The 24746-nt window shown below is 69.0% G+C and carries 21 protein-coding genes and 1 riboswitch; of the genes, 14 read left to right on the forward strand and 7 right to left on the reverse strand.

The window, feature by feature from the left end; all coding sequences use genetic code 11:
* Window positions 1-27: 27 nt before the first annotated feature.
* Window positions 28-996 carry a diacylglycerol/lipid kinase family protein gene (locus OG226_RS18045; RefSeq protein ID WP_328679161.1) on the forward strand — a complete coding sequence of 323 codons (969 nt, stop codon included), beginning with the start codon at window positions 28-30 and terminating at the stop codon, window positions 994-996.
* 320 nt (window positions 997-1316) lie between these two features.
* Entirely contained in the window at window positions 1317-1574 is a 258-nt protein-coding gene (locus OG226_RS18050; protein WP_006142322.1) for a WhiB family transcriptional regulator, read from the forward strand.
* A gap of 257 nt (window positions 1575-1831) precedes the next feature.
* On the opposite strand, the gene OG226_RS18055 is transcribed toward OG226_RS18050, so the two are convergent.
* Both OG226_RS18055 and OG226_RS18060 read right to left on the reverse strand, forming a co-directional pair.
* Window positions 1832-3298: a sensor histidine kinase gene (locus tag OG226_RS18055; protein ID WP_328686348.1), complete on the reverse strand. Its 1467-nt coding sequence runs from the start codon at window positions 3296-3298 to the stop codon at window positions 1832-1834.
* A gap of 356 nt (window positions 3299-3654) precedes the next feature.
* Window positions 3655-4725, reverse strand: a complete 1071-nt coding sequence (locus tag OG226_RS18060) for an SIS domain-containing protein (RefSeq protein WP_329349460.1) — start codon at window positions 4723-4725, stop codon at window positions 3655-3657.
* Window positions 4726-4939: 214 nt separating this feature from the next.
* Between OG226_RS18060 and nagB the strand changes: the two genes are divergently transcribed.
* On the forward strand, window positions 4940-5725 hold the full coding sequence (nagB, locus tag OG226_RS18065) for a glucosamine-6-phosphate deaminase (protein ID WP_328679163.1): 786 nt from the start codon (window positions 4940-4942) through the stop codon (window positions 5723-5725).
* A 107-nt stretch (window positions 5726-5832) separates the two neighbouring features.
* Here the strand turns inward: nagB and OG226_RS18070 are convergent, their stop codons facing one another.
* The 4 genes from OG226_RS18070 to OG226_RS18085 form a co-directional block, all read right to left on the reverse strand.
* Window positions 5833-7380, reverse strand: a complete 1548-nt coding sequence (locus OG226_RS18070) for a glycoside hydrolase family 3 protein (RefSeq protein ID WP_329349461.1) — start codon at window positions 7378-7380, stop codon at window positions 5833-5835.
* A gap of 9 nt (window positions 7381-7389) precedes the next feature.
* Window positions 7390-8253: a carbohydrate ABC transporter permease gene (locus OG226_RS18075; protein WP_327401385.1), complete on the reverse strand. Its 864-nt coding sequence runs from the start codon at window positions 8251-8253 to the stop codon at window positions 7390-7392.
* Window positions 8250-9233, reverse strand: coding sequence for a carbohydrate ABC transporter permease (locus OG226_RS18080; RefSeq protein WP_327401386.1), 984 nt, complete (start codon window positions 9231-9233; stop codon window positions 8250-8252). Before OG226_RS18080 ends, OG226_RS18075 begins: the two co-directional genes overlap by 4 nt.
* A 195-nt stretch (window positions 9234-9428) precedes the next feature.
* Window positions 9429-10715, reverse strand: coding sequence for an extracellular solute-binding protein (locus OG226_RS18085; protein WP_328679165.1), 1287 nt, complete (start codon window positions 10713-10715; stop codon window positions 9429-9431).
* 309 nt (window positions 10716-11024) lie between these two features.
* Here OG226_RS18085 and OG226_RS18090 point away from each other — a divergent pair, with 309 nt between their 5' ends.
* The 10 genes from OG226_RS18090 (at window position 11025) to OG226_RS18135 (ending at window position 23545) form a co-directional block, all read left to right on the forward strand.
* Window positions 11025-11789: a GntR family transcriptional regulator gene (locus OG226_RS18090; protein ID WP_328679166.1), complete on the forward strand. Its 765-nt coding sequence runs from the start codon at window positions 11025-11027 to the stop codon at window positions 11787-11789.
* Between the two features lie 101 nt (window positions 11790-11890).
* Window positions 11891-14032: a carbon starvation CstA family protein gene (locus OG226_RS18095; RefSeq protein WP_329349462.1), complete on the forward strand. Its 2142-nt coding sequence runs from the start codon at window positions 11891-11893 to the stop codon at window positions 14030-14032.
* Window positions 14004-14216 (forward strand): YbdD/YjiX family protein, encoded by a 213-nt coding sequence (locus tag OG226_RS18100; RefSeq protein WP_329349463.1) that lies wholly within the window; start codon window positions 14004-14006, stop codon window positions 14214-14216. Before OG226_RS18095 ends, OG226_RS18100 begins: the two co-directional genes overlap by 29 nt.
* Window positions 14217-14342: 126 nt before the next feature.
* A complete protein-coding gene (locus OG226_RS18105) occupies window positions 14343-14606 on the forward strand; it encodes a DUF3311 domain-containing protein (RefSeq protein WP_328679169.1) in 264 nt (87 codons plus the stop codon).
* Window positions 14603-16204, forward strand: coding sequence for a monocarboxylate uptake permease MctP (gene mctP, locus OG226_RS18110; protein ID WP_328679170.1), 1602 nt, complete (start codon window positions 14603-14605; stop codon window positions 16202-16204). Before OG226_RS18105 ends, mctP begins: the two co-directional genes overlap by 4 nt.
* A gap of 105 nt (window positions 16205-16309) precedes the next feature.
* Window positions 16310-16816 carry a GNAT family N-acetyltransferase gene (locus tag OG226_RS18115; protein ID WP_329349464.1) on the forward strand — a complete coding sequence of 169 codons (507 nt, stop codon included), beginning with the start codon at window positions 16310-16312 and terminating at the stop codon, window positions 16814-16816.
* A 52-nt stretch (window positions 16817-16868) separates the two neighbouring features.
* Window positions 16869-16992, forward strand: a riboswitch (cobalamin riboswitch).
* Between the two features lie 124 nt (window positions 16993-17116).
* Window positions 17117-19564 carry a ribonucleoside-diphosphate reductase subunit alpha gene (locus tag OG226_RS18120; RefSeq protein ID WP_329349465.1) on the forward strand — a complete coding sequence of 816 codons (2448 nt, stop codon included), beginning with the start codon at window positions 17117-17119 and terminating at the stop codon, window positions 19562-19564.
* Window positions 19564-20577 (forward strand): ribonucleotide-diphosphate reductase subunit beta, encoded by a 1014-nt coding sequence (locus OG226_RS18125; protein WP_328679173.1) that lies wholly within the window; start codon window positions 19564-19566, stop codon window positions 20575-20577. Before OG226_RS18120 ends, OG226_RS18125 begins: the two co-directional genes overlap by 1 nt.
* A 297-nt stretch (window positions 20578-20874) precedes the next feature.
* The gene (locus tag OG226_RS18130) at window positions 20875-22959 is read left to right on the forward strand and encodes a putative Ig domain-containing protein (protein WP_328679174.1); all 2085 of its coding nucleotides are present in this window, start codon (window positions 20875-20877) and stop codon (window positions 22957-22959) included.
* Window positions 22960-23086: 127 nt separating this feature from the next.
* On the forward strand, window positions 23087-23545 hold the full coding sequence (locus OG226_RS18135) for a hypothetical protein (protein WP_329349466.1): 459 nt from the start codon (window positions 23087-23089) through the stop codon (window positions 23543-23545).
* Here OG226_RS18135 and OG226_RS18140 read toward each other — a convergent pair.
* Entirely contained in the window at window positions 23523-23687 is a 165-nt protein-coding gene (locus OG226_RS18140) for a hypothetical protein (RefSeq protein ID WP_328679176.1), read from the reverse strand. The genes OG226_RS18135 and OG226_RS18140 overlap by 23 nt on opposite strands.
* A gap of 87 nt (window positions 23688-23774) precedes the next feature.
* Here OG226_RS18140 and OG226_RS18145 point away from each other — a divergent pair, with 87 nt between their 5' ends.
* The gene (locus OG226_RS18145; protein WP_328679177.1) at window positions 23775-24737 is read left to right on the forward strand and encodes a GlxA family transcriptional regulator; all 963 of its coding nucleotides are present in this window, start codon (window positions 23775-23777) and stop codon (window positions 24735-24737) included.
* Window positions 24738-24746 lie beyond the last annotated feature (9 nt).

Genomic DNA, 24746 nt, shown 5'->3' on the forward strand with positions numbered 1-24746 from the left:
TACCCCCCAGTAGGTACGCTGCAACTCATGCGTGCACTTCTCGTGGTCAATCCGGCGGCAACCACCACAAGCGCACGTACGCGCGACGTCCTGCTCCACGCGCTCGCGAGCGAGATGAAGCTGGAAGCGGTCACCACGGAGTACAGAGGCCACGCGCGCGACCTCGGCCGGCAGGCCGCGGAGAGCGGGAACGTCGACCTGGTCGTGGCCCTCGGCGGCGACGGCACGGTCAACGAGGTCGTCAACGGCCTGCTGCACACCGGCCCCGACCCGGAGCGCCTGCCCGGTCTCGCGGTGGTCCCCGGCGGCTCCACCAACGTCTTCGCCCGCGCCCTGGGCCTGCCCAACGACGCCGTGGAGGCGACCGGCGCCATCCTGGACGCCCTGCGCGAGGGCCGCGAGCGCACGGTCGGCCTCGGGCTGACCTCCGGGACGCCCGGCACCGAGGACGAGGCCGTGCCCTCGCGCTGGTTCACCTTCAACGCCGGGCTCGGGTTCGACGCCGGAGTGGTCGGGCGGGTCGAGCAGCAGCGGGAGCAGGGTAAGAAATCCACGCACGCGCTCTACGTGCGTCAGGTGGTCCGGCAGTTTCTCGGCGAGCAGCACCGCCGGCACGGGACGATCACGCTGGAGCAGCCCGGCGCGGACCCGGTCACCGATCTGGTGGTGGCCATAGTCTCGAACACCTCGCCCTGGACGTATCTCGGCAATCGCCCGATGTACACGTCACCTAAGGCGTCGTTCGATAAAGGCCTCGACGTACTCGGTCTCAGCCGCCTGTCCAGCGCCGCGGTTGCCCGGTATGGCACCCAGTTGCTCACTTCGTCCCCCGAACGCGGGCCCCATGGCAAGCACGCTGCGGCCCTGCACGACCTGAGTGAGTTCACCTTGCATTCGAAGGTCCCCCTGCCCCTCCAGATGGACGGCGACCACCTCGGACTGCGTACGAGCGTGACGTTCACAGGCGTACGCCGTGCACTGCGTGTGATTGTGTGAGCAGAAAGGGCTGAAGTCCTTTCACTCGAACGTTTAGACCAGGGTCCACCCCATGGAAGTACGGCTGTGACCTAGTCGACACCGAGGAATCAAAAAAAACTTTCCGGAAGGGGTTGTATCCGCCGCTGAGGTTTGCGAGTCTCTACGTGGCGATCGAGACGGCCCGCAACACCGGCCTCCACGGATCACCGGAACCCCTCTTCAATCCACAGGACCTCCGCCAGTAGACCTGGCGTTCGGCCCTTCACTTGTTGAGGGATTCGTGAAAGCGTTCACATTCACAAGCAACCCGCACGTAATACCAAGGAGAGGTAGCAGCCATGGACTGGCGTCACAACGCCGTTTGCCGCGAGGAAGACCCCGAGCTCTTCTTCCCCATCGGCAACACCGGTCCTGCGCTGCTGCAGATCGAGGAAGCCAAGGCCGTCTGCCGTCGCTGTCCCGTTATGGACCAGTGTCTGCAGTGGGCGCTTGAGTCCGGCCAGGACTCCGGCGTCTGGGGTGGTCTCAGCGAGGACGAGCGCCGCGCCATGAAGCGCCGCGCCGCTCGCAACCGTGCCCGTCAGGCATCCGCCTGACGCCCACCCCGCTAACAGCCTGAGCTTGGCGGCGCGTACAGCGAGTACGCATCTCCCGCCCCCGAGCCGCAGCGCGCAGTACCCCCGATGCGCATAGCAACGAGCGATTGGCCCCGGACCGTCAACTGGTCCGGGGCTCTTTGCTGTTCAGGTCCGCGCGCATACGACCGTCCAGGTCTGCGCGCGTAGCGCCGCTCAAGCACCCGTGTGCGTACGGCTGTTGACGCACGCGCGTGTGAAGATCGTGTGCACGTACGTCACTTGTGCGCCTGCACCGGGACGTCCAGGATCACCCGGGTCCCCCGCTCCGGACCCGGCACCATGTCGAACGTGCCGCCCAACTCACCCTCCACCAGCGTCCGTACGATCTGCAGGCCCAGGTTGCCGGAGCGGTGCGGGTCGAATCCCTCGGGGAGGCCTACGCCGTCGTCCTGCACGGTGACCAGGAGACGGGCGTCCTTCACGGTGCCCCCGCGGACCGCGGAGACCTCGACCGTGCCCGTCTCGCCCTCGCGGAAGCCGTGTTCGAGGGCGTTCTGCAGGATTTCGGTGAGAACCATGGAGAGCGGGGTCGCGACCTCGGCGTCCAGTATTCCGAAGCGTCCGCTGCGCCGGCCGGTGACCTTGCCCGGGGAGATCTCGGCGACCATCGCGAGCACCCGGTCGGCGATCTCGTCGAACTCCACTCGCTCGTCCAGGTTCTGGGACAGCGTCTCGTGCACGATCGCGATGGAGCCGACCCGGCGTACGGCCTCCTCCAGCGCCTCCCGGCCGCGCTCGGAGTCGATGCGGCGGGCCTGGAGACGCAACAGGGCGGCGACCGTCTGGAGGTTGTTCTTCACCCGGTGGTGGATCTCCCGGATGGTCGCGTCCTTGGTGATCAACTCCCGCTCGCGGCGCCGCAGTTCGGTGACGTCCCGGAGCAGGACCAGTGAACCGATGCGGGTGCCCTTGGGTTTGAGGGGGATCGCCCGGAACTGGATGACGCCGTCGCGTGCCTCGATCTCGAACTCGCGGGGCGCCCAGCCGCTGGCGACCTTGGCGAGCGCCTCGTCCACCGGACCCCGGGTCGGAGCGAGTTCGGCGGTGGTCACGCCCAGGTGCTGGCCGACGAGGTCGGTGGCGAGGCCCATGCGGTGGTACGCGGACAGCGCGTTGGGCGAGGCGTACTGCACGATGCCGTCGCCGTCGAGGCGGATCAGTCCGTCGCCGACGCGCGGCGAGGCGTCCATGTCGACCTGCTGGTTCGGGAACGGGAAGGAACCGGCCGCGATCATCTGCGCGAGGTCCGACGCGCTCTGCAGGTAGGTGAGTTCGAGGCGGCTCGGGGTGCGCACGGTGAGGAGATTGGTGTTGCGCGCGATGACACCCAGGACGCGCCCGTCCCGTCGTACCGGAATCGACTCGACCCGGACGGGGACCTCTTCGCGCCACTCGGGGTCGCCCTCGCGGACGATCCGGCCCTCGTCCAGGGCCGCGTCCAGCATGGGGCGGCGCCCGCGCGGGACGAGGTGGCCGACCATGTCGTCCTGGTACGAGGTGGGCCCGGTGTTCGGCCGCATCTGGGCGACGGAGACATAGCGGGTGCCGTCGCGGGTGGGGACCCACAGGACCAGGTCGGCGAAGGAGAGGTCGGAGAGCAGCTGCCACTCCGAGACCAGCAGGTGCAGCCACTCAAGATCGGAGTCGTCGAGTGCTGTGTGCTGGCGTACGAGTTCGTTCATGGAGGGCACGTCTGCGAGCGTACCCGCCGGTCTGTACCTGTCCTAAAAACACCCGCGGGCCGCGGCGCCTGAGAGGGACCCTCAGCCCTCTCGGCACCGCAGCCCGGAGCAGCAACGGCCACGGGGTGTGCGGTCCCGATCGGCCGATGGATGAGGAGCCGGGGCAGTCAGGGCAGAGAGCCTCGGTTCCTCGGTCCGTCCTCCTGTGCGGGGAGGACGGAGGCTTACGCCTTTAACACATTGTGGACTAGACCACATGCCGTGTCCATGCTTTGAAGGATGTTGACGAGCCTAACCGTGTCGGGTCCTGTGCGGGACTGATTGGTCATGCGAATTTCCGTGGCCGGACCACGGGCTCAGCGGGTCTCCGTCACCTTGGCCAGGGCGCGGGGCGCGTCCGGGTCCTGGCCGCGGGCGATGGTGACCTCGTAGGCGAGGAGCTGGAGCGGGAGGATCTCCAGGATCGGCTGGAGTTCCTCGGGGACGCCCTCCACGGGCAGGACGAAACCGGCCGAGGCCCGGTCGACCTGGCCGGCCGGGCCGATGACGACCAGGTCGGCGCCCCGGCCGCGCAGCCGGTCGAGGACGGGTTGGAGGGCGGAGCCGCCCTTGCCTGCCGTCACGACCGCGATGACCGGGGAGACGTTGTCGACCATGGCGAGGGGGCCGTGCAGGAGGTCGGCGCCGGAGTAGGCGAGCGCGGGGATGTAGCTGGTCTCCATCAGCTTGAGGGCGGCTTCCTTGGCGGTGGGATAGCCGTAGCCGCGCGAGGTGATCACCATGCGTTCGGCGAAGCGGTAGCGGGAGGCGAGGGTGCGGACCTCGTCCTGGCGGGCGAGGAGCTGCTCGGCGAGGTCGGGCAGCGCCTTGGCCGCCGCGCCGTCGCCGCCGCGCAGGCCCTCGACGAAGAGGTAGAGGGCGAGCAGGGAGGCCGTGTACGTCTTGGTCGCGGGGAGGGCCTTCTCCGGGCCGGCCATGATGTCGACGTGGTACTCCGACACGGCGGCCAGGGGTGAGTCCGGGTTGTTGGTCACGGCGACCGTGATCGCGCCGGCCTCGCGGGCGGCCCGGGTCGAGGCGACCAGGTCCGGGGAGCCGCCGGACTGGCTGACGGTGACGACGAGGACGTCGGTCAGGTCGGGGCGGGCGCCGTAGGCCGTGGTGGTCGACATCGAGGTGAGTCCGCAGGGCAGGCCGAGGCGGATCTCCAGGAGGTACTTGGCGTAGAGGGCCGCGTTGTCGGAGGTGCCGCGGGCGGTGAGCAGCACGAAGCGGGGCTTGCGGGCGGCGACCTCCTGGGCGACCTGGCGGATGCGCGGGGCGCCCTCGTCCAGGATCCGGCGCAGGACGGCGGGCTGCTCGGCCATCTCGCGGGCCATGATCCGGCCGGGGAGTTCGTTGTCGGGGGCCGGGGTCGTGGCGGTCATGCGGGGTCCTCCGGAGGTCGGTCGGGGCTGTGCTGCGGTGTCCATTTCACCCCCTCTGCGCGAGGTGCGCCCCTGTTGGGCGGTTACCGGTTCCCGGACAGGCGACGAACTCTGGGAGGCGGGAGCCTCCTCTGTTAGATTGGTGCGCGGATTGGTCTAAACCACACAGCTCTTCCGGGTTCCTCGAAGCCCCTCTGCAGAACGGCAGGCCAGCGTGGAAGTTGTCATCGTTCCGGACGCCAAGTCGGGCGGCGAACTCATCGCCGAGGCCATGGCACAGCTCCTCCGGCGCAAGCCGGACGCCCTTCTCGGCGTGGCCACCGGGTCGACGCCGCTGCCCATCTACGAAGCCCTCGCCGCCCAGGTCCGTGCCGGGGCCGTGGACACCTCGCGGGCCCGGATCGCCCAGCTCGACGAGTACGTGGGGCTGCCCGCCGAGCACCCGGAGTCGTACCGCTCGGTGCTGCGGCGCGAGGTGCTGGAGCCGCTCGGGGTCGGGATCGACGCGTTCATCGGCCCGGACGGGACCGCCCCCGACGTGCAGGCGGCGTGCGAGGCGTACGACCGGGCGCTGGGCGAGGCCGGCGGGGTGGACCTGCAGATACTGGGGATCGGGACCGACGGGCACATCGGGTTCAACGAACCGTGCTCGTCGCTGGCCTCGCGGACCCGGATCAAGACGCTGACCGAGCAGACCCGGGTGGACAACGCGCGGTTCTTCGACGGCGACATCGAGCAGGTCCCGCACCACGTCATCACCCAGGGCATCGGCACGATCCTGGAGGCCCGGCACCTAGTGCTGCTCGCGACCGGCGAGGGCAAGGCGGACGCGGTCGCCGCGACCGTGGAGGGACCGGTCGCCGCGGTGTGCCCGGCGTCGGCGCTCCAGTTGCACCGGCACGCGACGGTCGTGGTCGACGAGGGTGCCGCGTCCAAGCTGAAGCTCGCGGACTATTTCCGGCACACGTTCGTCAACAAGCCGGACTGGCAGGGGATCTGACAGGTTCTCACATCCGTACATGCCGGTGCCGGACCCGCTCGTGGAGGGTCCGGCACCGGTGTATTCGGGGGTGTTCCCCTGGTCGGGGTCGCTCCCCCGGCTCACGGTCACGCGCCCGCGATGACCTCCGCCGCCGCGTGGCCACAGACCCGGGCCGCGCCGTGAGTCGCGATGTGGAGGGCGCCCCGGGGCGGTGCCTGCGGAACGCCCATCTCGACCACGACGGTGTCGGGGCGGGCGGCGAGCAGGGTGTCCAGGGCGTCCGCCATCCAGGGGTGCCGGTGTTCGTCCCGGACCACGACGACGATGCGCCGCGTCCCGGCCGCCTTCAGGACCACGCCCCCCGCGTCCTCCCCGGCGAACCCGGCCGTCTCCGTGCCGGGCAGCAGCCGGGCGAGTTCCGCGGCCACGCCCCAGGGGGTCTCGTCGCCCACGGCGATGTTCGCGACCGGAGTGAGGAGGGCGACGTACGGCGGTTCGGTGAGCGGGGTGAAGTCGTCGGCCTCGGTGACCGTGAGGGCGCGACGGGCGGCGACGAGACCGACATCCACGCGCGTCACGCCTCCCGCTGACGCGGAGCCCGGCTGCGCGTCGGTCTCCGCTCGCGAAGCGGCGGCGGCACCGGAAGCCGTCCACCGGGCCAACCCCCGTACTCGTTCCGCCGCTTCGGCCAGGCGGTCCTCCGGGAGGTCTCCCGAGCGCACCGCTCCCACCAGCGCGTCGCGCAGGCGTCGTACCGTCTCGTCGTCCGCGAGGCCTCCGCCCACACAGATCGCGTCGGCGCCGGCGGCGATCGCCAGGACGCTGCCGCGTTCGATGCCGTAGGTGGCGGCGATGGCCTGCATCTCCATGCCGTCGGTGACGATGAGGCCGTCGTAGGCGAGTTGGCCGCGGAGGAGGTCGGTCAGGATGCGGAGGGAGAGGGTGGCCGGGTGGTCCGGGTCCAGGGTGGGGACCAGGATGTGGGCGCTCATCACCGCGCGACTGCCGGCGGCGATCGCCGCGCGGAACGGGAGCAGTTCGCGGTGCTCCAGGACCGTCGACTCCGCGTCGATGCGCGGCAGGGCGTGGTGGGAGTCGACCGCCGTGTCGCCGTGGCCCGGGAAGTGTTTGGTGCAGGCGGCGACGCCCGCCGACTGGAGGCCGGTGACGTAGGCCGCCGTGTGCCGGGCGACCAACTCCGGTTCCGCGCCGAAGGATCGGACGCCGATGACCGGGTTGGAGGGGTTGGAGTTCACGTCCGCGGAGGGGGCCCAGTTCAGGTTCACGCCGCAGGCCGCGAGTCTGCGGCCCAGCTCGTGGGCGACCGCCCTCGTCAGTTCCACGTCGTCCACCGCGCCCAGGGCGTGGTTGCCCGGGAAGGAGGAGCCCGTACGGGCCTCCAGGCGGGTGACGTCTCCGCCCTCCTCGTCGATCGCGACCAGCACGTCGTCCCGTTCGGACCTCAACTGGGCGGTCAACGATGAGAGTTGCTCGGGTGACGCGATGTTGCGGCCGAACAGGCCCACCGAGGCCAGGCCTTCGCCGAGGCGCCGGAGCAGCCAGTCGGGGGCCGTGGTGCCGAGGAATCCCGGCTGCAGGACGGTGAGGGCGTCGCGCGTCAGGCCGTCCTTTGCAGAATCAGACGCTGTTGTACCGCCGGCGAGTGTCGTCATCGGTTGGCGTTATCCCTTCACAGCGCCCGCGGTCAGCCCCGCGGCCATCTTGCGCTGGACGATGAGGAACAGGACGACGATCGGCACGGCCATCATCGTGGCGCCGGCCATCATCGGGGCGTACTCGGTGCCGTGCTTGGTGGTGAAGTTGCCGAGCCAGACGGTCGCCGTCTGGTGCTCCTGGCTGAGCAGCATGAGGGCGTACAGGTACTCGTTCCAGGCCTGGATGAAGCCGTAGACCGAGGTGGCGACCATGCCCGGGGCCAGGAGCGGGAAGACCACACGGATGAAGGCGCCGGTGCGGGAGCAGCCGTCGACCATGGCCGCCTCCTCCAGCTCCTTCGGGATGTTGACGATGAAGCCGCGCAGGGTCCACACCGTGAACGGGAGGATGAAGGTCAGGTACGTGATGACCAGGCCGGAGAGCTTGTCGTACTGGTCGAGGTCGTTCAGGAGCAGGAAGACCGGGATGATCATCGACACCAGCGGGACCATCTGGACCGCGAGGATGCCGACGATCACGACCTTGCGGCCGCGGAAGGCGAAGCGGGAGATGGCGAGCGCGGCCAGCAGGCCGACGACGACGCCGATCACGACCACCGACAGGGACACGATGAGGCTGCGGCCGACCGGGCCCCAGAAGTCGGCGATGTCCAGCGCCCGGCGGAAGTTGTCGAGCGTGATGCCGGTGGGCAGCAGGCTCGGGTCCGGGTCGATGGCGTCCTTCGCCGGTTTGAACGCCGTGTCGAGCATCCAGTAGAGGGGGAAGCCGACGACGACGAAGACGAGCAGGCCGAGGAGGTTCCAGCCGACCTTGGACTTCCGGCGCCCACCGGTCGGCTTCCGGGGCGCGTCGGTCGTGAGCGCGCTCATTCGACCTCTCCGATCTGAAGCATCTGACGCATGTAGACGGCGACGACCCCGAGCAGCAGCACCACCGTGACCAGGGCTATCGCGGAACCCTGTCCGTAGTCGTTGACGACGAACGCGCGGTCGTAGGAATAGGTGCTGAGCAGTTGGAAGTCGGCCTCGGGGTGACCGCCGCGCATCACGAACACCTGGGGGAAGACGCCCATGTCCCAGATCACCGAGAGGGTCGTGAGCATCACGATGATCGGCTTGAGGATGGGCAGGGTGACGTACCGGAAGACGCCCCACGCGCCGGCGCCGTCGAGGCGGGCGGCCTCCTCCAACTCCTGGGGGACCTGGGTGAGTCCGGCGCTGAGCGTGATCACCACGAAGGGCACCGCGCCCCACACCACGAGCAGCATGATGACGAGGAGGCCCTGCGGTCCGCTGGCGAACCAGTTGTGGCCGATCATGTCGACGCCCGGCAGCTTGCTGAGCAGCGCGTTGAAGACGCCGTAGTCCGAGTCGAAGAGCCACTTGAAGACGGTGGTCGCGACGATGACCGGCATGCCCCAACTGGCCACCAGGACAACGTTGATGAGCGTCTTCACCCAGCCGGAGACCTTCTGCTGGAGCAGGGCGAGCGCCATGCCCGCGACCATCGTGAAGATGACCGAGCCGGCCGCGAAGACGATCGTGCGGACGACGACGCCCCAGAACTCGCCGTCGCCGAGGATGCCGGAGAAGTTGTCGAAGCCGATCCACTCGGCGGGCTTGAAGCCCCACAGCTGGGACTGGCCGAAGGACTGGAACGACAGGGTGACCAGGCGGACCAGCGGATAGCCCATGACCAGGGCGAGGATGAGCAGACAGGGCGCGAGCAGCAGCCAGGGGACCCCGGCCCCTCTCGACGTCCGCCGTCCGCGGGGTGCGTCGGAGACGCGCGGTGGGGGCGCCTGCCGCGGCGGCGGCACCTTGGCAGGGGTGGTCGTGTCGGCACTCATCGCGCGCTCCTCAGCGATCCCTCAGGTCGTACGGCCGTGCTTCGTACGAGTGGCGGGGCCCTGCCCCGAGAACACCGAGGTGTCCAACAGGGCCCCGCACTGGGTCCTGCCGTCAAACTCCCGTCGTCCGCCCGGAGGGCGGGCCCGGCGCCAGGCGTCGCCGGGCAGGCGGGAGTTTGGCGGCAGGGCCCCTGGTCACTTGGTGTTGATGACCTTGTCGATCGCGGTGTCCGCGGCCTTCGCGGCGTCCTCGACCGACTGCTTGCCGGTGCCGATGTTCTGCAGCATGGTCTGCAGGACCTGGGCCTTCTCGACCTGGCCCCAGCCCGGTGCCATCGGGACGAACCAGTTGGACTCGGCCGCGGTGGCCGGGACCGCCGTCGCGGGGTCGCTCTTCAGCGTCGCGAGGTCGGTCTTGTTGTTCGGCAGGTTGCCCTTGGCCATCAGGCCCTTCTGGCCGGACGGACCGGTGAAGGCGTTGATCCACTCGGCCGCGAGGGCCTGCGCCTTGGACTTGACTGGGACGGCGAGGTCCGAACCGCCCAGGAACACGGGCATGTTCTTGCCGGACGGGCCGGGCATCACGAAGTTGACGAGGTCGGTCTTCAGCTTGCCGCCGGTCTTGTCGTTCTTCGGGTCGGCGGCGGTCGCGCCCTCCCACGCGGCGGCGAAGATCATGGACGCCTTGCCCTGGCCGTACACGATGTAACGGTCGGACTCGTCCTTGGTCTTGTCGCCGTGCATGTACTTGTCGATGACCGACTTCCACTCGTTGAGTCCCTTGATGGACTCGGGCGAGGAGAGGCTGGCCTTCCAGTCGCTGCCGGACTGGGTGGCGATGGCGCCGCCGGCGTCGTAGACGAAGGACATGGCCGCGTACCAGTCACGGGTGGGCTGGTACCAGGCGCTGAACTTGCTGCCTTCCTTCTTCTGGATCTTGTCCAGGTCGGCGGTCAGCTCGGCGTACGTCGTCGGGGGCGCCTTGACGCCGACCGAAGCGGCGATGTCCTTGCGCCAGTTGGCGACGCGGCCACCGGCGTAGTAGGGGACGCCGTAGGTCTTGCCGTCATAGGTCACGGAGGCCTTGAGGCCGTCGAGCCAGGCGGAGGAGTTGGTGAACTTGGCCGGGTCCACGGGTGCGAAGGCGCCCTTGACCATGTAGCTCAGCATCTCGGTGTTGCCCATCTCGACCACGTCGGGCACCTTGTCGGTGGCGAGAACCGCGTCGAGCTTGGTGTTCTTGTCCGGCCAGCCGTAGTACTCGTGCTTGATCTTGACGCCCGGGTGCGCCTTCTGCACGGCCGCGTCGGCCGCCTTCACCAGCTGGGGCCAGTTGTTCTGCGCGTCGACGGTGAGCCAGACGGTCAGCTCCTTGGCGTCGGCGCCGCTGTTCGAAGAGCTCTTGTCGTCGTTGCCCCCGCACGCCGCGATGGAGACCATCATGCCCGCGATACCGATCGCGGCTATCAGCTTGCGCTTCACGCCACCCTCCTCAGGGATGCCTGCCACACCTCCCGCCCAAGAGCCGGGACCTGAACCAATGGTGTAGACCAGTACCGGGAGCTTGGACCAGACCAGAGGGCCTGTCAAGGGTGCTCGAAACGGCCCTGACCAGCCGTTATGCGACCTACATATGCAGGAACCTTTAAGTAAGAAGGCAGCGAAAACAAAGGCGCCGGAGTACTCTCTTCCGCTAGACCACTTGGCGCTGTGGACTAGACCAAAAGAGACGGCGACGGTATACAGAGGGGATCACCAAGTGACCCTTGTCCGGAGCCCGGAAGGCGGAGCATGAGCACCGACGTCAGCAGTGCGGAGAACGAGGGTGGGGCCACCGTCCGCACCGCGCGTGTGCCGAAGTACTACCGCCTGAAGAAACACCTGCTCGACATGACGGAGACGCTGCCGCCCGGCACCCCCGTCCCGCCCGAGCGCACCCTGGCCGCGGAGTTCGACACCTCGCGCACCACCGTGCGCCAGGCACTTCAGGAACTGGTCGTCGAGGGCCGCCTGGAGCGCATCCAGGGCAAGGGCACGTTCGTCGCCAAGCCGAAGGTCTCCCAGGCCCTCCAACTCACCTCGTACACCGAGGACATGCGAGCCCAGGGCCTCGAACCGACCTCGCAGCTCCTCGACATCGGCTACATCACCGCCGACGACACCCTCGCCGACCTGCTCGACATCACCGCCGGCGGCCGGGTGCTGCGCATCGAGCGCCTGCGCATGGCCAACGCCGAACCGATGGCCATCGAGACGACCCACCTCAGCGCGAAGCGCTTCCCCGCCCTGCGCAGGTCGCTCGTCAAGTACACGTCCCTGTACACCGCGTTGGCCGAGGTCTACGACGTCCACCTCGCCGAGGCCGAGGAGACCATCGAGACCTCGCTGGCCACCCCGCGCGAGGCGGGCCTCCTCAGCACCGACGTCGGCCTCCCGATGCTGATGCTCTCCCGCCACTCCATCGACAAGGAGGGCAAGCCGGTGGAGTGGGTGCGCTCGGTGTACCGGGGGGACCGCTACAAGTTCGTGGCCCGCCTCAAGCGCCCGCAGGACTAGTTCGTGGCGAGACTCAAGCGCCCACAGAACTAGGGGACTTACGGAGTTACCCGGGTTGCTCTACGTTCCACCCGTCGTCGCATGGACGGGAGGGCAACCCGGTGCGTACCGCGAACGTCCGAACCATCGTCGTCTGGACCCTCGTCGCGCTCGTCGGCGCGGCGGGCTGGTCCGTGCTCGCGCTGGCGCGGGGCGAGAACGTGTCGGCCGCCTGGATGGTCGCCGCCGCGCTCGGCTCGTACGCCATCGCCTACCGCTTCTACGCGAAGTTCATCGCGTACCAGGTGCTCAAGGTCGACGGCACCCGGGCCACCCCGGCCGAACGCCTCGACAACGGCATCGACTACCACCCCACCGACCGCCGCGTCCTGCTCGGCCACCACTTTGCCGCGATCGCCGGCGCGGGCCCGCTGGTCGGACCCGTACTCGCCGCGCAGATGGGCTACCTGCCCGGCACGGTCTGGATCATCGCCGGGGTCATCTTCGCGGGCGCGGTCCAGGACATGGTGGTCCTGTTCTTCTCGACCCGGCGCGACGGCAGGTCACTCGGGCAGATGGCCCGCGAGGAGATCGGCCCGTTCGGCGGCGCCGCCGCGCTGGTCGCCACCTTCGCCATCATGATCATCCTGCTCGGCGTGCTGGCCCTGGTCGTCGTGAACGCGCTGGCCTCCTCCCCCTGGGGCACCTTCTCCATCGGCATGACCATCCCGATCGCCCTCCTGATGGGCTTCTATCTACGGGTACTTCGCCCCGGCCGCGTCTCCGAGGTCTCCCTGATCGGCGTGGCCCTGCTGCTGCTCGCCCTGGTCGCGGGCCGCTGGGTCGCCGAGTCGTCCTGGGCCGGCACCTTCACCCTCGCGCCCTCGACACTGGTGATCTGGCTGGTGGGCTACGGCTTCGTCGCCTCGGTCCTCCCCGTCTGGACCCTGCTCGCCCCGCGCGACTACCTCTCCACCTTCATGAAGATCGGCACCATCGGCCTGCTGGCGATCGGCGTCGTGGTCGCCCTGCCCGCCCTGAAGATGCCCGCCGTCACCGACTTCGCGAAGCACGGCAACGGCCCGGTCTTCGCCGGCTCCCTCTTCCCGTTCGTCTTCATCACGATCGCCTGCGGCGCCCTGTCCGGCTTCCACTCGCTCATCTCCAGCGGTACGACCCCGAAGATGATCCAGAAGGAAACCCAGATCCGCATGATCGGCTACGGCGCCATGCTGATGGAGTCGTCCGTCGCCGTCATGGCCCTGGTCGCCGCGAGCATCATCGACCCGGGTCTGTACTTCGCGATGAACGCCCCGGCCGGCGCGATCGGCACGACGGTGCAGAACGCCTCGCAGGTGGTGAGCAGTTGGGGCTATCACGTCTCCCCCGCCGACCTCGCGCAGGCCGCGAAGAACGTCGACGAGGCGAGCCTGCTGTCCCGCACCGGCGGGGCGCCCACCCTCGCGGTCGGTGTCTCGGAGATCTTCTCCAAGGTGAGCGGCGGGAGCCTGCGCGCCTTCTGGTACCACTTCGCGATCATGTTCGAGGCGCTGTTCATCCTGACCGCGCTGGACGCGGGCACCCGCGTGGGCCGGTTCATGCTCCAGGACATGCTCGGGAACGTCTACCGGCCTTTCAAGAACGTGAGTTGGCGGCCCGGCCTGGCCCTGACGAGCGCGATCGTGTGCGCGCTGTGGGGCTACTTCCTCTGGGTCGGCGTCCACGAACCCCTGGGCGGGATCAACCAGCTCTTCCCGATCTTCGGCATCGCCAACCAGCTTCTCGCGGCCGTCGCCCTCGCCGTCTGCACCACCCTCCTGGTGAAGTCCGGCCGCCTCAAGTGGGCCTGGATCACCGGGATTCCACTCGCCTGGGACGCGACGGTCACCCTGACCGCGAGCTGGCAGAAGGTGTTCTCCGGCGACCCGAAGGTCGGCTTCTTCAAGCAACGCTCGGTGTTCCAGGACGCGATGGACGCGGGCAAGGTCCTGCCGCCCGCCAAGTCGATGGACGACATGCGCACCGTGGTCACCAACTCCACGGTGGACGGGGTGCTTTCGGCCATTCTCGCGGTGCTCGTCGTGGTCGTGATCGCGGACGCCCTTCGCGTCTGCGTTCGACACATCCGCCGTCCCGCGCTCTCGACGCTGAGCGAGACGCCGTACGTCGAGTCGAACATCGTGGCACCGGCCGGGCTGATCCCGACCCGCGAGGAGAAGGAGGAGGTGGCACGCGATGCGGTCGGCGCCGATGCGGGCGGCTGACCGGCTGGTCCGTGGAGTGCGTTGGTACGTCCGGGAGTTGATGGACGAGTCGGCGTACGACCGCTACGTGGCGCACGTCCGACGGGACCACCCGAAGGCGGAGGTCCCCGGCCGCCGCGACTTCGAACGGATGCGGACGGACCGCCAGGAGGCCGACCCGCGCCAGGGTTTCCGCTGCTGCTGACACCGATGTCAGGCCTTCACAGAATCGACATGCCGATATGCGGACGAGGTCTTCCGTACGCGCGATGCCGTGACCTAGATTGCCTGCGCATTACACAGGCGATCATTGAGGTGACGGAGCCGCGACATGTCAGACGTACCCGAAGTTCCGCCCGAACCGGCACCACCGCTGGTGACACCGGCCCGCGTCGTCATCGCGGTCTGCCTCGTCGCGCCGTTCGTGGCGCTGCTCTGGGTCGGCTCCTACACCAAGATCGACCCCACGTTCATCGGCGTCCCGTTCTTCTACTGGTACCAGATGCTCTGGGTGCTGATCTCGACGGTGCTGACGATGACCGCCTACAAGCTGTGGCAGCGCGACCAGCGGACCCGCCATGGAGGTAACCGGTGAACGACGGCGTGAACGGCGTCGCTCTCGGCGTCTTCATCTTCTTCTTCCTGGCCGTCACGGTCCTGGGCTTCCTGGCCGCCCGCTGGCGCCGCGCCGACAACGAGCAGAGCCTCGACGAATGGGGCCTGGGCGGACGGTCGTTCGGCACCTGGGTCACCTGGTTCCTGCTCGGCGGCGACCTCTACACGGCTTACACGTTCGTGGCGGTCCCGGCGGCGGTCTACGCGGCGGGCGCGGCCGGCTTCTTCGCGGTGCCGTACACGATCCTCGTGTACCCCCTCATCTTCACGTTCCTGCCCCGCCTCTGGTCGGTGTCGCACAAGCACGGATACGTGACGACCTCGGACTTCGTGCGCGGGCGCTTCGGCTCCAAGGGGCTGTCCCTGGCCGTGGCGGTCACCGGCATCCTCGCGACGATGCCGTACATCGCGCTCCAACTGGTCGGCATCCAGGCCGTGTTGGACGTCATGGGGGTGGGCGGCAGCGCGAACTCCAACTGGTTCGTGAAGGACCTGCCGCTGCTGATCGCGTTCGCGGTGCTGGCCGCGTACACCTACTCGTCCGGCCTCCGCGCGCCCGCCCTGATCGCGTTCGTGAAGGACGGGCTGATCTACATCGTGATCACGGTGGCGATCATCTACATCCCGATCAAGCTCGGCGGCTTCGACGACATCTTCAGCGCGGCGGGCGCCAAGTTCAAGGCGGCCGGGGCGGGCGGACTCGTCCCCGCACCGGCGGGCCAATGGACGTACGCCACACTGGCGTTGGGCTCGGCACTGGCCCTGTTCATGTACCCCCACTCGATCACCGCGACGCTCTCCTCCAAGAGCCGCAACGTGATCCGCCGCAACACCACGATCCTGCCCCTGTATTCACTGATGCTGGGCCTGCTCGCGCTGCTCGGCTTCATGGCGATCGCGGCCGGAGTCAAGGTCACCAACGGTCAGTTGGCGATCCCCCAGCTGTTCGAGAACATGTTCCCGGACTGGTTCGCGGGCGTGGCCTTCGCGGCGATCGGCATCGGAGCGCTCGTGCCCGCGGCGATCATGTCCATCGCGGCGGCGAACCTCTTCACCCGCAACATCTACAAGGACTTCATCAAGCCGGACGCGACCCCGGCCCAGGAGACCAAGGTCTCCAAGATCGTCTCGCTCCTGGTGAAGGTGGGCGCCCTGGCCTTCGTCCTGACGATGGACAAGACGGTCGCCATCAACTTCCAGCTCCTGGGCGGCATCTGGATCCTCCAGACCTTCCCGTCCCTGGTGGGCGGCCTCTTCACCCGCTGGCCGCACCGCTGGGCCCTCCTCACCGGCTGGGCGGTCGGCATGATCTACGGCACCCTCGCGGCCTACGGCGTGGCCTCCCCGACCCAGGACCACTTCGGCGGCTCGTCCAAGGAGATCCCCGGCATCGGCGAGATCGGCTACATCGGCCTGACGGCATTCGTCATGAACGTGGTCGTCACGGTGGTCCTCACCTTCGCCCTGAAGGCGTTCAAGGCCCCCGAGGGCGAGGACGAGACAAGCCCCGGCGACTACACGGCGGACGCGGGCGACCCGGGAGTGAAGGAGGAGCTCCCCGTGATCGCCGGTCACTGACTCCACCCAAGGGGCGCGGGAACTGCGCGACCAGCCACGACGAACCCGCAGCGGGCCACCGGGAGCACCCCCTCGGCGGCCCGCTGTTCGTACACACTGACCCACATGGACATCCTCATCCGCCGAGCGGTCCCCACCGAATACGAAGACCTCGGCAACATCACGGCGCAGGCCTACCTACAGGACGGCCTCCTCGACTACGGCGACGACGACCCCTACCTCCCCGTGCTGAAGGACGTGGCAAGCCGAGCCGCAGCCGCCGAGGTCCTCGTCGCCGTGGAGGGCGACCACCTCCTGGGCGGAGTCACCTTCGTCCCCGGCCCCGGCCCCGTGGCCGACATAGCGCGACCCGGCGAGACAGAGATCCGCGCACTGGCGATCGCCGGCGTCGCCCGCGGCCGAGGCGCCGGCGACGCCCTCGTCCGCGCCTGCATCGACCGCGCCCGAGCCACCGAGGGCTGCACGGCCGTAGTCCTGTCGACCCAGAGCTCCATGCACGCGGCCCACCGCATCTACGAACGCCTGGGTTTCGTCCGCACCCCCGACCGCGACTGGAACCCCGTGCCACACCTGGACGATCTCACTCTGCTCACCTACAAGCTGACACTCTGAAACCACCGCGACACAACATCTGGTGGTGACGTGACAGGCGAGCACAAGATGTATGCTCATGCTCGCTGTCGCCGCAGGGGAATCCGGTGCGAATCCGGAACTGTCCCGCAACGGTGTACTTGCGTGCATATGCACGCCTGGCCAGTCCGAGGACCTGCCGACGGCGCGCGTCCGGCCACCCGGCCGGGCGCATGACGTCCGGGCCTCGTGGAGTGGGCCGGTGGACGCGACGCCCCGTGCGCTCGTGTACTGCCGCCTGCCCTCGGCGAGGCCCCGTGCCGAGCGAGGGAGAGCCCCACCGTGACCATCGCGCCAGCAGAGCCGGCATCAGCGACCCAGGTGAACGAGGCGATCGTAGCGACCGCGACCGGACCCGGAACCGACGTTCCCGGAACGGCTGTTCAGGGCGCCGACGGCCCCGGTACCGCGATCCTGCGGACCCTGACCGAGCTGACCGCCGACCTCCCCGACGCCGACCCGGGCCGGGTCGCCGCCGCCACGTTGCGCGGCCGGTCCGCGCACGCGGACGTGGCGGAACTGCGCGAGCTGGCCACGGAGGCGGCCGCCGGCCTCATCTCCGAGGACCCGGTCTACTCCCGGCTGGCCGCCCGGCTGCTGACGATCAGCATCGCCGCCGAGGCCGCCTCCCAGGGCGTCACGACGTTCACCGAGTCCGTCGTCGTGGGCCGGCGCGAGGGCCTCATCGCCGACCGCACCGCCGAGTTCGCGACGCTGCACGCGGCCCGCCTCGACGCGCTGATCGCCGCCTCCTTCGACGAGGGCGCCGACGACCGCTTCGGCTACTTCGGCCTGCGCACCCTGTACAGCCGCTACCTCCTGCGGCACCCGATCACCCGCAAGGTCATCGAGACCCCCCAGCACTTCATGCTGCGCGTGGCCGCCGGTCTCGCCGAGGACGACTCGACCCGCGCCCTGGACGAAGTGGCCGCGCTCTACCGCCTGATGAGCCGCCTGGACTACCTCCCGTCCTCCCCCACGCTCTTCAACTCCGGCACCCGGCACCCCCAGATGTCGTCCTGCTACCTCCTCGACTCCCCGCTGGACGAGCTGGACTCCATCTACGACCGCTACCACCAGGTCGCCCGCCTCTCGAAGCACGCCGGCGGCATCGGGCTGTCGTACTCCCGCATCCGCAGCCGGGGTTCGCTGATCCGCGGCACGAACGGGCACTCCAACGGCATCGTCCCGTTCCTGAAGACGCTGGACGCCTCGGTCGCCGCGGTGAACCAGGGCGGCCGGCGCAAGGGTGCCGCCGCGGTGTACCTGGAGACCTGGCACTCCGACATCGAGGAGTTCCTGGAGCTGCGGGACAACACCGGTGAGGACGCCCGCCGTACGCACAACCTGAACCTCGCGCACTGGATCCCGGACGAGTTCATGCGCCGGGTGAACGCGAACGGCGACTGGTCGCTGTTCTCCCCCGCCGACGTGCCCGAGCTGGTCGACCTGTGGGGCGCCGAGTTCGACGCCGCGTACCGCAAGGCCGAGGCGCAAGGACTCGCCAAGAAGACCATCCCGGCCCGTGACCTCTACGGCCGCATGATGCGCACCCTCGCGCAGACCGGCAACGGCTGGATGACCTTCAAGGACGCGGCCAACCGCACCGCCAACCAGACGGCCGAGCCGGGCCACACGGTCCACTCCTCCAACCTCTGCACGGAGATCCTGGAGGTCACGGACGACGGTGAGACGGCGGTCTGCAACCTGGGTTCGGTGAACCTCGGCGCGTTCGTGGTCGGCGACGACATCGACTGGGAGCGCCTGGACGAGACGGTCCGCACGGCCGTCACCTTCCTGGACCGCGTGGTCGACATCAACTTCTACCCGACCGAGCAGGCGGGCCGTTCCAACGCCCGCTGGCGCCCGGTCGGCCTGGGCGCGATGGGCCTCCAGGACGTCTTCTTCAAACTCCGCGTCCCCTTCGACTCCCCGCAGGCGCAGGCCCTTTCCACGCGGATCGCCGAGCGCATCATGCTCGCCGCCTACGAGGCCTCCGCCGACCTCGCCGAGCGCAACGGCCCGCTGCCGGCCTGGGAGAAGACCCGTACCGCCCGCGGTGTCCTGCACCCCGACCACTACGACGTGGAACCGACCTGGCCGGAGCGCTGGGCCGCGCTGCGGGAACGTATCGCCCAAGTCGGCATGCGCAACAGCCTGTTGCTGGCCATCGCGCCCACCGCCACCATCGCGTCCATCGCGGGTGTCTACGAGTGCATCGAGCCGCAGGTCTCCAACCTCTTCAAGCGCGAGACGCTGTCCGGCGAGTTCCTCCAGGTCAACTCCTACCTGGTGAACGAGCTGAAGCAGCTCGGCGTGTGGGACGCCCGCACCCGTGAGGCCCTGCGCGAGGCCAACGGCTCGGTACAGGCCTTCAGTTGGATCCCGGCCGAGGTCCGCGCCCTGTACCGCACGGCGTGGGAGATCCCGCAGCGCGGCCTGATCGACATGGCCGCCGCCCGCACCCCGTTCCTGGACCAGTCCCAGTCCCTGAACCTGTTCCTGGAGACGCCGACGATCGGCAAGCTCTCCTCGATGTACGCGTACGCCTGGAAGCAGGGCCTGAAGACGACGTACTACCTGCGCTCCCGCCCGGCGACCCGCATCGCCCGCGCCGCCCAGGCCCAGGCTCAGACCCAAACCCCCATCCCCGTGCAGCAGTTGACCCCCGACGAAGACGCGGTCGCCTGCTCCCTTGAGAACCCCGAGTCCTGCGAGGCCTGCCAGTAATGAGCTCCACCGAAAAGAACCTCCTCGACCCGGGCTTCGAGCTGACCCTCCGCCCGATGCGCTACCCGGACTTCTACGAGCGCTACCGGGACGCGATCAAGAACACCTGGACCGTCGAGGAGGTCGACCTCCACTCGGACGTCGCCGATCTCGCGAAGCTCACGCCGGGTGAGCAGCACATGATCGGCCGGCTGGTCGCGTTCTTCGCGACGGGTGACTCGATCGTGGCGAACAACCTCGTGCTGACGCTGTACAAGCACATCAACTCCCCCGAGGCGCGGCTGTACTTGAGCCGCCAGCTCTTCGAGGAAGCGGTCCACGTCCAGTTCTATCTGACCCTCCTGGACACCTACCTCCCCAACCCGGAGGACAGGGCCGCCGCCTTCGACGCGGTGGAGAACATCCCCTCCATCCGCGAGAAGGCCGAGTTCTGCTTCAAGTGGATCAACGAGGTCGAGAAGCTGGACAGCCTCCAGACCCAGGCCGACCGCCGCCGCTTCCTCCTCAACCTCATCTGCTTCGCCGCGTGCATCGAGGGCCTGTTCTTCTACGGCGCGTTCGCGTACGTCTACTGGTTCCGCAGCCGGGGGTTGCTGCACGGCCTCGCCACCGGCACCAACTGGGTGTTCCGCGACGAGACCATGCACATGAGCTTCGCCTTCGAGGTGGTCGACACCGTCCGCAAGGAGGAGCCGGAGCTGTTCGACGACCAGCTCCAGCAGGAGGTGACCGACATGCTGCGCGAAGCCGTCGAGGCGGAGCTGCAGTTCGGACGCGACCTGTGCGGTGAGGGTCTGCCGGGCATGAACACCGACTCGATGCGCCAGTACCTGGAGTGCGTCGCGGACCAGCGCCTCCAGCGGCTGGGCTTCGCGCCGGTCTACGGTTCCGAGAACCCCTTCTCCTTCATGGAGTTGCAGGGCGTCCAGGAGCTGACGAACTTCTTCGAGCGCCGCCCGTCGGCGTACCAGGTGGCGGTGGAGGGCACGGTCGACCTGGACGAGGACTTCTAGCCCCACCCGGTCGGCCCCCGGCCGCCCTTTATCTGTGTCTTACTTCGCGGACGGCCCATGGAGCTTCCATGGGCCGTCCATGGAGTTTCTATGGAGCGGCAAAGTTCATGGGGTGCGTCTGTTCGCGGTCTCGTCGCCCCGGCTACGTTCCACCCGTCCTGTTCATGTCATTCACCCATGGCCCCACAGGACGCTCAAAGTGTCATGCCCATGACGACGTCATCTGCCGCCGCTACGCGCGTCACAGGCCTGCCACCACGCCGAGGAACCCCACTCCAACGATGGAGGCAGTACCCCATGCGTGAGAAGCCCAGACGGAGTCTGCGAAGACTGCTGACCGCCGCCGTACCCGCCCTCACCCTCAGCGTCTTCGGGCTCGTGGCGGCCTCCCCCGCCGACGCGCAGCCCGCCCCACAGGCCGCCGTCCAGTCCGCCCAGGTCTCCAAGGTCACCCAGAACTCCAAGGCCCTGACGTCCCCCGCGGCCCAGGCCGTCCACTCGACCGGCAAGGCCGGGCAGAAGGTGCCGACCGAGCACCTGTGTGCCGCCGCGGCCCCCGGTCACGCGTCCTGCTTCGCCCAGCGGCGCACCGACATCAAGCAGCAGCTGGCCGCCGCCGTGCACTCGGACGCCGCGGCCGCGGTCTCCGGGCTGAGCCCGGCCAACCTGCACAGCGCGTACGCGCTCCCCTCGACCGGCGGCTCCGGCCTGACGGTCGCGGTGGTCGACGCGTACAACGACCCCAACGCGGCCTCGGACCTGGCCACGTACCGCTCCAACTTCGGGCTGTCGGCCTGCACCGTGGCCAGCGGCTGCTTCAAGCAGGTCAGCCAGACCGGCTCGACCACCTCCCTGCCGACGAACGACACCGGCTGGGCGGGCGAGGAAGCGCTCGACATCGACATGGTCAGCGCGGTCTGCCCGAACTGCAACATCATCCTGGTGGAGGCCACTTCGGCCACCGACGCCAACCTCGGTGCCGCCGAGAACGAGGCCGTCGCCCTGGGCGCGAAGTTCGTGTCCAACAGCTGGGGCGGCTCCGAGTCCTCCTCGCAGACCAGCGAGGACACCTCTTACTTCAAGCACCCGGGCGTCGCGATCACCGTCTCCTCCGGTGACGAGGCCTACGGTGCCGAGTACCCGGCGACGTCCCAGTACGTGACGGCGGTCGGCGGCACCGCGCTCTCCACGTCGTCCACCACCCGCGGCTGGACCGAGTCCGTGTGGAAGACCAGCAGCACCGAGGGCGGCGGCTCCGGCTGCTCCGCCTACGACGCGAAGCCGACCTGGCAGACCGACACGGGCTGCACCAAGCGCATGGAGGCCGACGTCTCCGCCGTCGCCGACCCCGCCACCGGCGTGGCCGTCTACGACACCTACGGCGGCTCCGGCTGGGCGGTCTACGGCGGCACCAGCGCCTCGTCCCCGATCATCGCGGGCGTCTACGCGCTGGCCGGCACCCCGGGCTCCAGCGACTACCCGGCGAAGTACCCCTACTCCCACACCAGCAACCTGTACGACGTCACGAGCGGCAACAACGGCTCCTGCACGACGAGTTACTTCTGCACCGCGGGCACCGGCTACGACGGCCCGACCGGCTGGGGCACCCCGGACGGCACCGCCGCCTTCACCTCCGGCACCACCACGGGCAACACGGTGACCGTCACCAACCCGGGCAGCCAGTCCACGGTGACGGGTTCCACGGCCAGCCTGCAGATCTCGGCCACGGACAGCGCGAGCGCGACCCTCACCTACAGCGCGAGCGGGCTGCCGACCGGCCTGTCGATCAGCAGCTCGACCGGGCTGATCTCCGGCACCGCGTCCACCGCCGGCACGTACGCCGTCACGGTGACCGCGACCGACTCCACCGGCGCCTCCGGCTCGGCCTCCTTCACCTGGACGGTCAGCACCTCCGGCGGCGGCAGCTGCACCTCGACCCAGCTCCTGGGCAACGCGGGCTTCGAGTCGGGCAACACCACCTGGACCGCGAGCAGCGGGGTCATCACCAACGACACCGACGAGGCGGCCCGCACCGGTTCGTACAAGGCCTGGCTCGACGGCTACGGCTCGACCCACACCGACACGCTGTCCCAGTCGGTGACGGTCCCGAGCGGCTGCACGGCCACGACGTTCACCTTCTACCTGCACGTCGACACCGCGGAGACGACCACCAGCACCGCGTACGACAAGCTGACGGTCACCGCCGGATCGACCACCCTGGCCACCTACTCCAACCTCAACGCGGCCACCGGATACGTCGCGAAGTCCTTCAGCCTGTCGGCCTTCGCCGGTACCACCGTCACCCTGAAGTTCAGCGGAGTCGAGGACTCCTCCCTCCAGACCAGCTTCGTCGTCGACGACACCGCCGTGACGACCGGCTGACCTCCTCATGAGCCGGGCCCCGGTCGTCTCGCAGCGGCCGGGGCTCTGTCATGTCCACGAATACTTCACGGTTCACGGGGGATCCGGATACGACCGTGACACGTCAAAGGGACAAAGGAGGCCCCCCATGCGCCGATCGATTCTCGGTCCGTCCCTCGCCGTCGCCACCCTGGCGCTCGCCCTCACAGGCTGCGGCGGCACGAAGTCCGACACCGGCAGCGGCAGTGTGTCGCCGTCGTCCTCCCCCACCCCGAGCAAGAGCAGGTCGGCCTGTACGGCGAAGGAGACGCTCGCCGCCACCGACACGAACGGCACGTTCTGTGTGACGACCGGCAACACCGTCCGCATCCTGCTGGACGGGACGACCACCCGCCCCTGGGCGCCGGTCAAGACGGTGGGCAGCGGCCTGAAGGCCACCAACAGCGGGATCCTGATCCGCCCCGGCGACGCGAGCAACGCGTACCAGGCGGTGTCGGCCGGGACCGTGAAACTCACGTCGTCCCGGCCGCTCTGCGCGACCGCGCCGCACAAGATCTCGTGCAAGGGCATTCAGGAATGGTCGGTCACCGTCGTGGTGTCGAAGTGACGATCCGGTGGGCGGTCCTGATCTGACGGTCGACGCGCCGGTCGTGCGCGATACCGAGCAGCGACGGGAAGGTCACGGCCACGAAGATGCCGACGACGGTGAGGAGGGCGATGAGGTTGTCCATGGCTGTGTTCATGGACATGAGTCTCGTCCCTTTGACTCCTTACCGTGAGTGGCAGGACTGCCGCACACCCTCGATTTACTGCCATTCCGGGGGCACACTGGCAGCATGCTGACAAACGTGGCCGTGGTCCTGCTCGACGGCGTCGCCCCCTTCGAACTCGGCGTCGTCTGCGAGGTGTTCGGCCTCGACCGCAGTGACGAGGGGCTGCCGGTCTACGACTTCGCGGTCGCCTCGGCCGAGGGGCCGACCCTCACCACCCACGCGGGCTTCTCCCTGACCGTCGACCACGGCCTGGAGCGCCTGGAGACCGCGGACCTCATCGCGGTACCGGCCGGCGCGACCTATGCGGAGCGCGAGTACCCGGAGGAACTTCTCGACGCGCTGCGGCGGGCCGTGGACCGGGGCGCCCGGGTGCTCAGCGTCTGCTCGGGCGTGTTCGTGCTGGCCGCCGCCGGGCTGCTGGACGGGCGGCGGTGCGCTGTGCACTGGCACCACGCGGAGCTGCTCGCCCGGCGGTACCCGAAGGTCGTCGTGGAGCCCGACGTGCTGTACGTCGACGAGGACCCGGTGATCACCTCCGCCGGCACCGCGGCCGGTATCGACGCCTGTCTGCACATCGTGCGCAAGGAGCAGGGGCCGGAGGTCGCCAACGCCATCGCGCGGCGGATGGTCGTACCGCCGCACCGCGACGGCGGCCAGGCCCAGTACATCGAGCGGCCGCTGCCGCGCTCGCAGTGCGACACGGTGGGCGAGGTGCTGGTGTGGATGGCGGAGCACCTCGACCAGGAGGTCACCGTCGAACAGCTCGCCGCCCGTGCCCACATGTCACCGCGGACCTTCGCCCGCCGCTTCCAGCAGGAGACCGGGACCACGCCGTACCGCTGGATCCTGCGTCAACGGGTGCTGCTGGCCCAGCAGTTGCTGGAGGGGACGGACGAGACGATGGATGCGATCGCCTGGCGCGCCGGCTTCGGCACCGCACCCGCCCTGCGCCACCAGTTCGTCCGGGCGCTGGGCACCACCCCGAACGCCTACCGACGCACGTTCAGGGGCCCGGAAGCCGCCTGAACGTACGCC

The sequence above is a fragment of the Streptomyces sp. NBC_01261 genome (genome assembly GCF_036226385.1).
Lineage (GTDB): Bacteria > Actinomycetota > Actinomycetes > Streptomycetales > Streptomycetaceae > Streptomyces.

Excerpts from the sequence above, each read along its gene's own strand:
- OG226_RS18045 (WP_328679161.1), top strand. The coding sequence starts at position 28 with ATGCGTGCACTTCTCGTGGTCAATCCGGCGGCAACCACCACAAGCGCA.
- OG226_RS18050 (WP_006142322.1), top strand. The coding sequence starts at position 1,317 with ATGGACTGGCGTCACAACGCCGTTTGCCGCGAGGAAGACCCCGAGCTC.
- OG226_RS18055 (WP_328686348.1), bottom strand. The coding sequence starts at position 3,298 with ATGAACGAACTCGTACGCCAGCACACAGCACTCGACGACTCCGATCTT.
- OG226_RS18060 (WP_329349460.1), bottom strand. The coding sequence starts at position 4,725 with ATGACCGCCACGACCCCGGCCCCCGACAACGAACTCCCCGGCCGGATC.
- OG226_RS18070 (WP_329349461.1), bottom strand. The coding sequence starts at position 7,380 with ATGACGACACTCGCCGGCGGTACAACAGCGTCTGATTCTGCAAAGGAC.
- OG226_RS18075 (WP_327401385.1), bottom strand. The coding sequence starts at position 8,253 with ATGAGCGCGCTCACGACCGACGCGCCCCGGAAGCCGACCGGTGGGCGC.
- OG226_RS18080 (WP_327401386.1), bottom strand. The coding sequence starts at position 9,233 with ATGAGTGCCGACACGACCACCCCTGCCAAGGTGCCGCCGCCGCGGCAG.
- OG226_RS18090 (WP_328679166.1), top strand. The coding sequence starts at position 11,025 with ATGAGCACCGACGTCAGCAGTGCGGAGAACGAGGGTGGGGCCACCGTC.
- OG226_RS18100 (WP_329349463.1), top strand. The coding sequence starts at position 14,004 with ATGCGGTCGGCGCCGATGCGGGCGGCTGACCGGCTGGTCCGTGGAGTG.
- OG226_RS18105 (WP_328679169.1), top strand. The coding sequence starts at position 14,343 with ATGTCAGACGTACCCGAAGTTCCGCCCGAACCGGCACCACCGCTGGTG.
- OG226_RS18115 (WP_329349464.1), top strand. The coding sequence starts at position 16,310 with ATGGACATCCTCATCCGCCGAGCGGTCCCCACCGAATACGAAGACCTC.
- OG226_RS18125 (WP_328679173.1), top strand. The coding sequence starts at position 19,564 with ATGAGCTCCACCGAAAAGAACCTCCTCGACCCGGGCTTCGAGCTGACC.
- OG226_RS18130 (WP_328679174.1), top strand. The coding sequence starts at position 20,875 with ATGCGTGAGAAGCCCAGACGGAGTCTGCGAAGACTGCTGACCGCCGCC.
- OG226_RS18135 (WP_329349466.1), top strand. The coding sequence starts at position 23,087 with ATGCGCCGATCGATTCTCGGTCCGTCCCTCGCCGTCGCCACCCTGGCG.
- OG226_RS18140 (WP_328679176.1), bottom strand. The coding sequence starts at position 23,687 with ATGTCCATGAACACAGCCATGGACAACCTCATCGCCCTCCTCACCGTC.
- OG226_RS18145 (WP_328679177.1), top strand. The coding sequence starts at position 23,775 with ATGCTGACAAACGTGGCCGTGGTCCTGCTCGACGGCGTCGCCCCCTTC.